This is a genomic window from Micromonospora sp. WMMD729 (genome assembly GCF_049315225.1).
Lineage (GTDB): Bacteria > Actinomycetota > Actinomycetes > Mycobacteriales > Micromonosporaceae > Micromonospora.
The window spans coordinates 4,006,598-4,019,203 of sequence record NZ_CP186059.1; the positions used below are offsets into that span (position 1 = coordinate 4,006,598).

At 68.7% G+C, this 12,606-nt stretch carries 13 protein-coding genes; 5 read left to right on the forward strand and 8 right to left on the reverse strand.

Annotated features, from left to right (window positions below):
• Positions 1-45: 45 nt before the first annotated feature.
• The 8 genes from ACN263_RS18265 to ACN263_RS18300 all read right to left on the reverse strand — a co-directional run bounded on the left by ACN263_RS18265 (position 46) and on the right by ACN263_RS18300 (position 6,880).
• The gene (locus tag ACN263_RS18265; protein WP_422735597.1) at positions 46-375 is read right to left on the reverse strand and encodes a TraR/DksA family transcriptional regulator; all 330 of its coding nucleotides are present in this window, start codon (positions 373-375) and stop codon (positions 46-48) included.
• 342 nt (positions 376-717) lie between these two features.
• Positions 718-945 (reverse strand): ferredoxin, encoded by a 228-nt coding sequence (locus tag ACN263_RS18270; protein ID WP_422735599.1) that lies wholly within the window; start codon positions 943-945, stop codon positions 718-720.
• Positions 942-2,171: a cytochrome P450 gene (locus ACN263_RS18275; RefSeq protein ID WP_422735600.1), complete on the reverse strand. Its 1,230-nt coding sequence runs from the start codon at positions 2,169-2,171 to the stop codon at positions 942-944. Before ACN263_RS18275 ends, ACN263_RS18270 begins: the two co-directional genes overlap by 4 nt.
• Positions 2,172-2,344: 173 nt before the next feature.
• Positions 2,345-3,463 (reverse strand): transporter substrate-binding domain-containing protein, encoded by a 1,119-nt coding sequence (locus tag ACN263_RS18280; RefSeq protein ID WP_422735601.1) that lies wholly within the window; start codon positions 3,461-3,463, stop codon positions 2,345-2,347.
• 264 nt (positions 3,464-3,727) lie between these two features.
• Entirely contained in the window at positions 3,728-4,597 is an 870-nt protein-coding gene (locus ACN263_RS18285; RefSeq protein WP_422735602.1) for a PhzF family phenazine biosynthesis protein, read from the reverse strand.
• Positions 4,598-4,643: 46 nt separating this feature from the next.
• Positions 4,644-5,456 (reverse strand): alpha/beta fold hydrolase, encoded by an 813-nt coding sequence (locus ACN263_RS18290; RefSeq protein ID WP_422735604.1) that lies wholly within the window; start codon positions 5,454-5,456, stop codon positions 4,644-4,646.
• Between the two features lie 19 nt (positions 5,457-5,475).
• Positions 5,476-6,045: a DJ-1/PfpI family protein gene (locus ACN263_RS18295; protein ID WP_355047859.1), complete on the reverse strand. Its 570-nt coding sequence runs from the start codon at positions 6,043-6,045 to the stop codon at positions 5,476-5,478.
• Positions 6,046-6,133: 88 nt separating this feature from the next.
• Entirely contained in the window at positions 6,134-6,880 is a 747-nt protein-coding gene (locus ACN263_RS18300; protein WP_422735606.1) for a GntR family transcriptional regulator, read from the reverse strand.
• Positions 6,881-7,124: 244 nt separating this feature from the next.
• On the opposite strand from ACN263_RS18300, the gene ACN263_RS18305 reads away from it, so the two are divergent.
• Genes ACN263_RS18305 through ACN263_RS18325 form a run of 5 tightly spaced genes read left to right on the forward strand, consistent with a single transcriptional unit; the run spans position 7,125 to position 12,559 of the window.
• Entirely contained in the window at positions 7,125-8,558 is a 1,434-nt protein-coding gene (locus tag ACN263_RS18305) for an ABC transporter substrate-binding protein (RefSeq protein ID WP_422735607.1), read from the forward strand.
• Between the two features lie 47 nt (positions 8,559-8,605).
• Entirely contained in the window at positions 8,606-9,505 is a 900-nt protein-coding gene (locus ACN263_RS18310; RefSeq protein WP_422735608.1) for a carbohydrate ABC transporter permease, read from the forward strand.
• Positions 9,505-10,416 carry a carbohydrate ABC transporter permease gene (locus ACN263_RS18315; RefSeq protein WP_422735609.1) on the forward strand — a complete coding sequence of 304 codons (912 nt, stop codon included), beginning with the start codon at positions 9,505-9,507 and terminating at the stop codon, positions 10,414-10,416. The genes ACN263_RS18310 and ACN263_RS18315 overlap by 1 nt, the downstream gene beginning before the upstream one ends.
• A complete protein-coding gene (locus ACN263_RS18320) occupies positions 10,416-11,483 on the forward strand; it encodes an ABC transporter ATP-binding protein (RefSeq protein WP_422735610.1) in 1,068 nt (355 codons plus the stop codon). The genes ACN263_RS18315 and ACN263_RS18320 overlap by 1 nt, the downstream gene beginning before the upstream one ends.
• Positions 11,483-12,559: an ABC transporter ATP-binding protein gene (locus ACN263_RS18325; RefSeq protein ID WP_422735611.1), complete on the forward strand. Its 1,077-nt coding sequence runs from the start codon at positions 11,483-11,485 to the stop codon at positions 12,557-12,559. The genes ACN263_RS18320 and ACN263_RS18325 overlap by 1 nt, the downstream gene beginning before the upstream one ends.
• Positions 12,560-12,606: the final 47 nt, after the last annotated feature.

The following is a 12,606-nucleotide window of genomic DNA, read 5'->3' on the forward strand; positions in this document are numbered from 1 at the left end:
TCGGTGGCTGCCGTGCCCACCACGGCACGGCAGCCACACCGCCGGTCAGCCGTTCTGCTTCGCCTGGCAGGACACGCAGAACTGCGCGTGCGGAAGGATCTCGAGCCGCTCGGCCGGGATGTCCTTGCGGCACCCCGCGCAGGCCCCGTAGGTCCCGGCGCTGATCCGGCTCAGCGCACCGGTGATCTGCTCGATGTTGCGGCGGGTGGCCACCAGCAGTGCGGCCCGGTGGTGGGCCTCGCTCGGGTCGCCGGTGTCCGCGTTGAGCTCGGTCAGTTCCCGCAGCCGAGCCGTCTGCGTGGCGAAGTCTTCCGCCAGCGAGGCTCGTAGATCAGCCAACCAACCCTGGTCGACGGTTCGATGATCGACGCTCATGGTGCTACCTCTACTTTCGAAGGGAAAAAGAAAAAGGGCCGAAGCTGGATAGCTTCGCCCTGGCGGTCGTTTCGTACTGCAACGATTCCGCAGGTGGGCCTCGGCCGGTTCGCGTCGGGTTCAACAGCCGCGAGATGGGCGCGATGTGCGCCACGCGGACAACCGGCACCCGCATACCGACCATCCGGCACGCCGCCGCCAGGTGGGCAGCCCCGATTGCCGCCACACCGGTGACGGCAGAAGAGCGGAACGTCACCGGGGACATGTCTCCACCATAGGCGGCAACCGCAGCGATGCCAACGCCGGACGAAACTCGCGCTGAGGCTCGGCGTGGAGGACGGATCACTCCTCCGGCGCGAGCAGCCGGTCGTCGGTCGTGTCGCGGACGATGATCGCCTCCACCGGGCACGAGTTGGCCGCGTCGAGGACGACCTCGGCCGGCGCGACGACGTCGGCCAACGGTGCGGAGAGGCCGTCGACCAGGCGGAAATGCTCGGGCGCGGTGCCGGCGCAGATGCTCGTGCCGATGCAACGGCCCGAGTCCACCCCGATCCGCCAGGCGGCGCTCACCAGGCCACCGGCAGGCTGAGCAGACCCCGTACCAACATGCCGCGCTTCCACGTCAGCTCTGTCTCGGGTACGGCGAGCCGCAGCCTGGGCAGGCGGGTCACGAGGGTGGCGACGGCGACCTGCAACTCCATCCGGGCCAGTTGCGCGCCGACGCAGTGGTGCACGCCGTGCCCGAAGCCCAGGTGAGGTTTCTGCTCCCGCGCGAAGTCCAGCCGGTCCGGGTCGGCGAAGACGGTACCGTCACGATTCGCCGACGACAGTGAGCCGAGGACCGGTTCACCGGCCCGGACCAGCACCCCGCCGACCTCGACGTCCTCCTTGGCGTACCGGGCGAAGGAGGAACCGACGCCGAGCGGCACGTACCGCAGCAGTTCCTCGACCGCGGCCGGCACCAGCGACGGATCGGTCCGCAGCCGGGCGAGCTGGTCCGGATTGTGCAGCAGGACGTAGACGAAGTTGGGGATCTGGGTCACCGTCGTCTCGTGCCCGGCCGCGAGCAGCCCTGCGGCCAGCTCCACCAGCTCGGTCTCGCTGAGCCGGTCCTGGTTCTCGTCGCGGGCCCGCACCAACGCGCCGAGCAGGTCGTCGATCTCCGGCTCGCGGCGGCGCTCGGCGACCAGACCGCCGATGTAGCCCCAGAGGTTGTTGAGGTACTCCTGGATGGTCTCCTGCGGCAGTGAGGTGGTCGAGACGATCGCCTCGGACCAGAGGTGGAACCGGTCGCGGTCGGCGTACGGGACTCCGAGCAGCTCACAGATCACCTGGATGGGCAGCGGAGTGGCGACGTGCTCCACCAGGTCGGCCGGAGGACCGAGCCGGAGCATGTCGTCGACCAGCCCGTCGGCGATCTGCTGGGTCCGGGGGCGCAGCGCCTCCACCCGACGTGCCGTGAACGCCTTTGCCACCAGCCGACGCAGCCGGGTGTGATCGGGCGGATCCATGGTCAGCATGCCGCTGTACTGCTGGCGCGGGGTGAGCCTCGGCTCGTCGCGGTGGACGGCCGGCGCGCGGCCGAACCGCACGTCGCCGAGGACCGTACGGACGTCCTCGTACCGGGTGGCGAGCCACGCCTCCTCGCCGTACGGGAGCTGCACCCGGGTCATCGGCTCGTGCTCGCGCAGCTCGCCGTAGGTGGGATCGACGAGGAGGCGGTCCGGCACACTGAACGGGTACGGCCGGGCGGTGGGAACGGTTCGGCTCCCGGTGGTCTGCGCGCTGTCGGTCATCCGGATTCCCTTCGTCGGGACGGCGCGATCATCAGGCCGGCGTCACATTGGTAGCGACTTCGGATCGCCTACGCCCAGGGCATGGGTCAGCACATCCCTACGCATCGTTACGGTTCGATACCGGATCGTAGCGATAGGTGTCGATGATCGCCATGGAGACCGGTCGGCTCGCGCTACCGCTTGAGCCACGGCGCCGCCGGCTCGCAGGGCTCGACGGCCTGCGGTGGTGGTGAATCGGACAGGCCAACGGGTCCGAGGGTGTCGTCGAAGGTTGTCTGCCAGCCGTACTCCAGGAAGTCGGTGATCACCTTGCTGATCTCCCGGCACAGGCGCGGCATGTTGTTCGGTATGCCGACGGCGTACCTCTCCTGCCCGTACCCGAGGGAGATCGGCGGATTGACGCCTACTCTCAGCGCGTATCCGGCAAGGACCGAACGGTCACCCGACACGGCATCGACCTCATTGCTCTTGAATCTGTTGACGCACTCGGCGATGGAATGGGCCTCTACCGGATTCCAGTGAATCTGCTCCAGTTTCGCCAAAGTGGTCGAGCCTTTGATGGCACAAACCTTGCCACGTGGGATTTCCGCGATGTTCTTGGCATCGCTCCGACTGAGGAAGCCCTGGATGTCGACGAAGTAAGGGCCGGCGAAGTCGATCACCTCGGCTCGTGCCGGAGTCGAGGAGAAGTTGGAGATCACGAGTTTGACAGGTTCCTGGCGCGGGCCTCCGTCAGAAGCACGCCACTTGCCACGTAGCGCGTTGATCCGGTTGTCCAGGGTGCCCAGGTCTACCCATTTGAGACGGGCGCCCTCGAAGTGCGACTGGATCTCGTTGGCAAGGGCGACATCGAACCCGGTTTCGCCATTCTTGTCGGTGTGCCAACCCTCGTACTGGAACGCGTTGTAACCGATCCGGACCTCGCCCGACATGTAGTCGAACGGGTCGGGCTCCCGCTGGAACCACCAGAACGCGGCACTGAGGACGAGGGCACCCGCGGTGAAGTAGACAGCGACCTTCATCCTCCACGACTTGCCACGTGGCTTGCGGAGAGCGGGGGTCTTGAAGGCGCCCCGGTCGACCAGGACAGTCACCACGATGGCCGCGATGTTGATCGGAACGCTGATGATGGCCGCGGCGTTTGCACCCCACGCTTGCTTCTGAAACAGCAACACACAGATTCCGACCGAGGCCAGGGCGACGGGGAGCAGCCAGAACAACTGCCTGCTGAGCGGATGGCGGGTGGGGACGGTTTCGGTCGAGGTGGTGTCGTTCGTTGTCGCCTGAGTCATAATGATCATCCTCGTGCCACTGGTGCACTGCCCGGTCGGGTGGCCGCGGGATGCGTTGATTGTTCCGCGCGGCAAACCTCATGGCGAATGGGATTCGCGTATGTTCCATGGGAACATGTCAGCCATTGACAATCCGCACGGCGAATGAATTCTTACATGGCCAGAGTTTGGCGAACGAGACCCGCAACGAGTCCGATAGACGACCCGTTCTCCATCGAATGCGTCCCCCCGTCAGACGCGAGTGCCGGCCGCGAGCCGACCCTCTCAGCCGTTGGGTCCGGATCGTATGACGGCCATTCCGCCGACTCGGGCGGAGATGCCGTCCGCGGTGGCGCCGGCGGTGGCGAAGACCGACGAGGGACGGCCCGCGGTGTGCCCCTGCTCGACTTCGATGCTGCCGGGGCGGCCGGTCGCGAACAGGTACGCGGCGAGGCACCCGGTGCTGTTCGCGTTGACGACGTCCTCGCCGACTCCGATGGCCGGCGCGAACATGCGCGCGGTCGCCGCGGCGCCGGTCGGGGAGAGCGTGTAGACGAAACAGCCGAGATAACCGAGGCGACGGCACTCTGCCGCGAGGCGAGGAAGGTCGGGCCGCATCGAGAGCAGGGTCGGCAGCGCCGTCACCGGTACGAGCAGGCGCGGTGTTCCCGGTGAGGCGACACACGGGGCGTCCTCGGCGGGCATGTCGTCCGGTCTGATGCCCAGAGCGGCGAGGACGCGGTCGAGCCCCGCAGCGGTACCACCTTGAAGGTCCACCGTGCCCTGGTCGAACCAGACCTCGATGCCGTCGTCACGCTGGATCGCGGTCGTGTCGAAGGCGCGGCCACCCGTCCGCTGGCGAGCGCGGAGTTCCCCGGACCGGCGACGGTGCAACAGGACGGCCTGCGCGGCTATGGTGCCGTGGCCGCAGTTGGTGAGCTCGCCGTACGCGGTGAAGAACCGCACCGTCGGCGCGGTGTCCGCCTCGGTGTCGACGAACGCCGCGTGCGAGGTGCCGGCTCGCCGGACGATCTCCTGCCGAGCGCTGTCGTCGAGCGCGCTGTCATCGATCAGGACGGCGGTAGGGCTGCCCCCTGCTCCACGGCGCGTGCACGCATCGACGATCGTCACGTCGCGGTCGCCGCCTCCGGTCATGTCGAGGCTCCCGTCCCGGTGGCCGACAGGACACCTGCCCGGTGCCTCAGTCGGGGTGCAGGAAGCACGACAGCAGTCGCCCGAACTCACGCGGGTGCTCGATCGCCGGTACGTGGCCGCATCGGCCGAACACGTGCAGACGGACGTCGGTCAGGTGTTCGAGCAGGGGTCGGGCGGCCGTGTCGAGAGGGGTGAGCCGATCCTGGGCGCCGTGCACGAGCAGCACGGGCACGCGGATCCCCGCCAGCGTCTGCGCGGAGAGGGTGAGGTCGTCGACCCATCGCGCCCTCGGTGGGGGGAACAACGACGCGTACGCGGCCGCTCCGTCGCGCATCGCCGCCGCGCGGGCCTCGACGGCCGCGTCGGTCACGAGAGCCTGGTCGAGAAAAAGCCGGCTCAGCATGTCCCGGGCCCCGAGCGAGTCGGCGGGAGCGGCCCAGACCGCGTCGAGATCGGTGGACAGCGGCGCTTCGGGAGCGCCCATTGTCGAGACCGCCACGACCCGGGTGACCCGCTCGGGACGCGCGGCGGCCAACGCCAGCGCCACGGCGCCGCCCATGGAGTGACCCACCACGGCGTAGCGCTCGACACCGAGGGCATCCATCAGGCCCGCGGCCTGCTCCGTCCACAGCCGGAGACCACCCCGGGAGCCCGCCGGCACGGGGGTACCACCGAAGCCCGCCTGGTCCGGAGCAACCACGTGCCAGGACGTGCCCAGCGCCTGGGCGGTCGATGCCCAGGCGCCGGACCCGGTCGTGCCGGGTCCGGAGCCGTGCAGCATCAGCACCGCCGGCCCGGCGCCGCTCTCCAGAAGGTGGACGGGTAACCCGTCGACCGGGACGGTTCGGAGTGCGGTCACCGGGGCAGGCCAGGCGCGTTCATGCCGATGCGGAGCTGACGGACTTCGAGAAGACCTCCATCATCGCCCGGCCGAACTGCGGCATGTCCGGCCAGCCGCGGCAGGAGACGAGGTTGCCGTCCACGACGTCGGGAGCGTCGATGACCGTCGCGCCCGCGTTCTCCATGTCACCGGTGATGGGCGGGAAGCACGCCGTCTTGCGGCCCTTGAGCAGCCCGTACACCGCCGGGACCTGCGCGCCGTGGCACACCAGCGCGATCGGAAGGTTGCGGGCGAAGAAGTGCTCGGTGATCCGCCGGACGTCGGCGTCGACGCGGATCCACTCGGGAGCGCGCCCGCCGGGGATGATCAGGGCGTCGTAGCGCTCGACGTCGACCTCGGCCCAGGGCACGTCGACGGGCAGCTTGCGACCGTTCTTCTCCACGTAGGCGTCGGAGTTGGGGTCGAACTCGTGGATGACCAGTTGCACGTCGCGCAGCGTCCGTGACGAGACGTCGACGTCCCAGCCGCCCTCCTGCACGCGGTAGTAGGGATACATGGTGTCGAGTTCCTCGGCGGCGTCGCCGGTCAGGAGCAGCGCTCTGGGCACCTGCTTCTCCTCGCATCTGGGGGCGGGTGGTGGAGATCCAATCCGATCCGATCCGGTGGCGATAGCATTCCTCGGCCCAGCCCGCCCGTCAAGCCTCTACCGCCGCCATCGGGTCCGCGTCCGTGACCTCGTCGAACAATCGTCGGAAACGCTCGCCGGATCGCAGGATGTGTCGGCGCATCGCGTAGGCGGCGGCGTCGGGGTCCCGCGCGGCGATCGCGGCCACGACGGCCTCGTGCTCGGCCATGGCCAGGTGCGTGACCTGGGCGTCGTGGTGCAGCCGGAACAGGTGCACGTGGCTGTGCAGGCGAGCCAACGCCTCCCGGATCACCTGGTTCTCCGCGCTCAGGGCGACCAGGTCGTGGAACGCGGCGTCGCGGAGCCCGAAGGCGCCGTACGCCGCCGGACCGGCGCCCCCCTCCAGCTCCGCCATCTCCTCGAGCATCCGACGCAGACCGGCCACCTGTTCCACAGTGGCGCGCTCGGCGGACCGGCGCGCCGCCGCGGGCTCGAGGAGCAGGCGGACCTCGAGCATGTCCTCGAACCGGTGCCGGGTGATCTGGGGCGGGATGCGGTAGCCGGCATGGGGCACCCGTACGACCAGCCCTTCGGCCTCCATCCGGTTCAGGGCGTCTCGGATCGGCGTCTGGGAGACGCCCAACTCTCGCGCCAGGACGTCGATCGTGACGCGGGAGCCGGGCTCGATCCGTAGCGACATCAGCTGTCCGAGCAGCGTGTCGTACACCTCGTCGGCGAGCCGGCCGCCCGATCTTCCGGCCGTCGTTCCGCCCGGCCCGGCCCGGCGGCCCCGGGCGATCATCGCTGCGTCGTCCATGGTGACGTGAGGTCCCTTCTTGCGCCTTTGCGACCTGTTGACATCAGTCACAGCGCTGCGGCATGCTGACGCCCCCACCAGATCGTATAGGAAAAGTGGCGGATGATCTTCATTCTCCACCTCCTGGCGCACCCGTGACGCCGGCCCCCGCGACGGCGCGGCAGCACCTCGGAACAACCCAGCAACGGCTCGGCGAAGCACATAGCGAGGTCCTAGAAGTTCCCACCCAGAAAGCAGGCATAACATGCGCGATCAGAAGCGAATAGGAAGAATGCCCGCTACCGGTCGGAAGGTGCGGCTGGCGACGGCGGCGATGCTGCTGGTGGCCTCGACCCTGGCGGCGTGCGGCGACAGCAAGGACGACGACGCAAAGGCGAGCGCACCGAAGGCGCCGGCCGCCGTCCCGGAGCTCAGCAAGGATCCGCTGACCCTCAGCTTCATCTGGTTCGACTGGCCGCCCGCCCAGGCACTGGAAGCCTTCGCGAACGCGGAGTACAAGAAGGAACGGCCGAACGCGACCATCAAGGTCAACACCGTGCCGAACGCGAACTGGCACGACGCGATGTTCACCCAGTTCGCCGCGCGTAAGACCGACTTCGACATCGCGATCCTGGACTCGCAGCACATCGGCGAGGCCGTGACGAACGGCAACATCCTCGACCTCACCGACTTCGTCAAGAACAACATCGAGGTCTCTGCGTACGACCCGTACCTCCTGGCGGCCTACGGCCAGTTCCCCCAGGCGGAGACCGGCAAACGCGACGAGAACGCCAGCCTGTACGGGCTGCCGCTGCTCGGCGACACCTGGACGATGATCTACCGCAAGGACCTGATCGGCGACAAGCCCCCGCAGACCTGGGACGAGATGATCTCGGTCGCGACGAAGTGCCAGGCGGACAACCCCGGCGTCAGCGGGCTCGCTTTCCACCAGGCCAACGGCTCCGACGCCGCCGCCGTCACCTACAACACGGTGAACGGCGTCTACGGCGGGAACCTCTGGGACTCGAAGACGCGCAAGATCCAGGGTGTGCTGAACGACGCGGCGGGCCAGGAGGCGATGGACGTCCTGGTCAACAAGATGAAGCCGCTGACCGCCAAGGGCTCCGGCAACTGGTTCATCGACGAGGTGAACGCGGCGGTCGCCCAGGGCAAGGCGTGCATCGCGTTCAACTGGATCGCGGCGAGCGGCGGCCTGCTCGACCCCAAGCAGTCGACGCTCGGCACCACGCGCGAGCAGATCCTCGACAAGCTGGGCTTCGCCACCCTGCCGACCCAGAAGACGGACCTGGTCCCGCTCGGCGGCATGGGGATGCACGTGTCGGCCTACTCTGGCGCGGCGAACCAGGCGGAAGCCCTCAACTTCATGAAGTGGTTCGAGCGGGCTGACATCCAGAAGAAGTGGGCCGCCGCCGGTGGCGTGCCATCGCGGACGGACGCGATCCAGTCACCCGAATTCCTCAACGCCGGGCCGTTCAACAAGGTGTACGCCGACTCGGTGCCGCGGATGCGGGACATGTGGAACGTGCCCGAGTACGCGCGCCTCGTGGACATCGAGAACACCAACGTGAACGCGGCCCTCAACGGCGCGAAGAAGCCGAAGGACGCGCTCGACGACATCGCCAAGGAGCAGCAGAGCGTGCTCGACTCGAGTAACCGCAAGGGCGGCGGCGGACTGTGAGCAACCCCGCCCCTCTGACGACCGACCAGCCCGGGCAGGTGGCGTCCGTGACGCCGCCTGCACCGGGCCGGTCCCGCCGGCTGAGCGACCGTGGGCTCGCCGTGGCCTTCATCTCCCCCGCGCTGCTGCTGTTGCTCGCCATGTCGGTGTTCCCGTTGCTGTGGGCGCTGTACCTGTCCTTCACCGACTACTCGGCCACCCGTGGGGGCCCCGCCAACTTCGTCGGGTTCGGCAACTACACCGCCATCCTGACGTCGGCGCAGGTCCACACGCGGGCCGTGACGACGGTGATCTACGTGATCGGCGCGGTCGCCCTGCAGACCGTGCTCGGTTTCGGCATCGCCTACCTGATCTCCCGGCGCACGCGCGGGCGGGGAGCGCTGACCACCCTGTTCCTGGTCCCGATGATGCTGTCGCCGGTGGTGGTCGGGCTGTTCTGGCGCTTCATGCTCGACGCCCAGTTCGGCGTGGTCAACAGCATGCTCGGCTCGGTCGGCCTCGGGCAGGTGGAGTGGCTCACCCGGCAGCGTACGGCCCTGATCTCCCTGATCGTGGTCGACACCTGGCAGTGGACGCCGTTCATCATGCTCATCGCGCTCGCCGGCCTCAGCGCGGTGCCCAAGTACCTCTACGAGGCCGCCTCGATCGACCGGGCGTCCGAGTGGTTCAAGTTCCGCACCATCACTCTTCCACTGGTGTGGCCCCTGCTGCTCATCGCCGTGATGTTCCGGGCCATCGAGGCGTTCCGGCTGTTCGACCTGGTCTACATCCTCACCAACGGGGGTCCGGGCGTCTCCACCGAGACGTTGTCGTTCCACATCTACAAGGTCGCGTTCCTGGGCTTCAACACCGGGACGGCGTCGGCGTACGGAATCCTCATGGTCCTCGTGGTCATCGTCCTCACGCAGCTCTACCTGCGTTACCTGAACAAGCTCAAGGAGGACTGATGGCCGTCTCCGTCGACGAGGCCGTGTCCACCGGTCCGGCCGGGGATCACCCACCTCCCGCGCGCCGCTCCAGCGGTCGGGGCCGCTCCGCGGTGGAGGTCGTGCTGCTGACCGTGCTGGCCGCCGTGATGCTCTTCCCGGTGCTCTGGATGATCGAGACGTCCTTCAAGGAGAACCGGGACGTCTACGCCATCCCGGCGAAGTTCTTCGACTTCGCCGTCACCCTCCAGCATTACAAGGACGTGTTCGTCGCTCAGGGCGACGGCCGCACGCCCGTGTCCGTCAGCTTCCTCAACTCCTTCGTGGTCGCCGGCGCCTCCACGGTGCTGGCCACCGTGCTGGGAGTCCCGGCGGCCTGGGCCTACTCGCGCTTCGCCGTGAAGGCCAAGAAGGACCAACTGTTCTTCATCCTCTCCACCAGGTTCATGCCGCCGGTGGTGGTCGTGATCCCGATCTTCCTCATGTACCGCCAGGTCGGGCTCATCGACAACAAGATCGGCCTGATCCTCATCTACGCCGCGTTCAACGTGCCGTTCACGATCTGGATGATGAAGGGCTTCGTCGACGAGGTGCCGTCGGAGTACGAGGACGCCGCCATGCTCGACGGCTACACCCGGCTCCAGGCGTTCTGGCGGTACACGCTCCCCCAGCTCGTGCCCGGCATCGCCGCGACGGCGGTCTTCGCCCTCATCTTCTCGTGGAACGAGTTCGTGTTCGCCATCTTCCTCACCTCCAGCGACAGCGTCCGGACGGCCCCACCCGCCATCGCCGGCCTGATCGGCGGCACCACGACGGACTGGGGTCTCGTCGCAGCCGCCTCGGTGGTCTTCGCCCTGCCGGTGCTCGTCTTCGCCTACCTGGTGCGCAAGCACCTCATCGCCGGTGTGACGCTCGGGGCGGTGCGACGCTGATGGCCAGCATCGAGGTGAGCGCGCTGCACAAGCGCTACCCGGACGGCACGGTCGCCGTCGACCGGGTGGACCTGTCCATCGGCCACGGCGAGCTGTTCGTGATGCTCGGCCCGTCGGGCTGCGGCAAGACGACCACGCTGCGGGCCATCGCCGGCCTGGAGCGGCAGACGTCCGGCGACATCCGCATCGGCGACACGCTGGTCAACGACCTGCCACCCGCCGAGCGCGACATCGCCATGGTGTTCCAGTTCTACGCGCTCTACCCGCACCTGCGCACCCGCGACAACCTGGCGTTCCCGCTGCGGGCCGAGGGACTGCCCAAGCAGGAGGTGCATGCGCGGGTCGAGGAGGCGGCCCGGCTGATGCGGCTCGGTCCACTGTTGGACCGGCGACCGCGCCAGCTCTCCGGCGGCGAGCAACAGCGCGTCGCGCTCGCCCGCGCTCTGGTTCGCCGACCGCGCGCCTTCCTGATGGACGAACCGCTCACCAACCTGGACGCGGAACTGCGGGCGGACATGCGCACGGAGATCAAGCACCTCCAGGGAGAGCTGGGCGCGACCATGGTCTACGTCACCCACGACCAGGTCGAGGCGATGTCACTCGGCCACCGGATCGCCATCCTCAACAAGGGACGCGTCGAGCAGATCGGTACGCCGCTGGAGGTCTACGACCGCCCGGCGAGCCTCTTCTGCGCCGCGTTCATCGGCTCCCCGCCGATGAACCTGATCGACGTGGAGGTGGCCGACGGTGAGCTGCACGGTCAGGGCGGACTGGTCCTCACGCCACCGCCCGGCCTGTCCCGCGACCGTCGCCTGGTCGCCGGCGTCCGGCCGGAGGCGCTGGAGGTCACCGCTCCGGGCGCGGACGGCACGATCCCGGCCCGGGTGGTCTCCGCGGAATGGCTGGGCGACGAAATCATCTACGTGGTCGACCACGGCGGTCAGCGCGACGTACGGGTCCGGATGCCACCGACCGTGCGTTTCGCCGCCGACGCGAAGGTCGGGCTGCGGCACACCGGCGGAACCCCGGCGGTCTACGACGTGAGCACGGAAGAGCTGGTGGCCTGATGGGAACCGTGGCAGCGCACGGGCTGCGCAAGTCCTTCGGCAAGGTCCAGGCCCTGGACGGGGTGACGCTGGACGTGCCGGACGGCTCGTTCTTCGTCGTGCTCGGGCCCTCCGGGGCGGGCAAGACGACGACCCTGCGGGCGATCGCCGGGCTGGACAAGCTTGACGGCGGGTCGGTGCACCTGGACGGGAGAGACGCGACCGGTGACCCGCCGGCCGCACGGGACCTGGCGATGGTCTTCCAGAACTACGCCCTCTACCCGCGACACACGGCGTACGAGAACATCGCCTCACCGCTGCGGGCCCGCCGCTGTTCGCCGAGCGAGATCTCCACCGCCGTCGAGAAGATGTCGAACCTGCTGCACATCGAACGGCTGTTGCAGCGTCGTCCCGCGCAGTTGTCCGGCGGCGAGATGCAGCGCGTCGCCCTGGCCCGGGCGCTGGTCCGCAGCCCTCGGGCGTTCCTCATGGACGAGCCACTGACCAACCTCGACCTCAAACTCCGCGTGGAGATGCGCACCGAGCTCACCCGCATCCACCGGAGCCTCGGCGCGACCTTCATCTACGTGACCAACGACCAGGTCGAGGCGCTGTCCATGGCCGACCAGGTCGCGGTTCTCAAGGAGGGCAAGGTGCAGCAGGTCGGCACGCCGACCGAGGTGTACGAGCGCCCCGCCAACCAGTGGGTGGCCGGGTTCGTCGGGAGCCCGCCGATCAGCCTGCTCGCCTGCCGCGCCGAGGGAGACCGTCTGGTCGGTACGGACGGCTGGACGCTGCCACGGCCCCGCTGGACCACGGCCGAGGAGGGGCGGCCGCTGCTGCTGGGCGTACGGGCGGAGGACCTCTCCGTCGAGCAGCGCGGGCCCGCGTCGTTGGCGGGAGAGCTCTACGGACTTGAGCCGCTCGGGGACCGCACGGTGGTCGACGTCCGGGTGGGGACCGAGATCCTCAAGGTCAAGGCCCGACCCACCATCACCGGCACCCCGGGCGAGCGGCTGTCGGTGACGGTCGACCTGGACCGGGCGCACCTGTTCGATGCGGACACCGGGCTGTCGCTCTCCGAGGCGGGGCGGTAACCGCGCCGGCTCCGGACAGCACCACGAAGATCACAGGAGGCGACGCA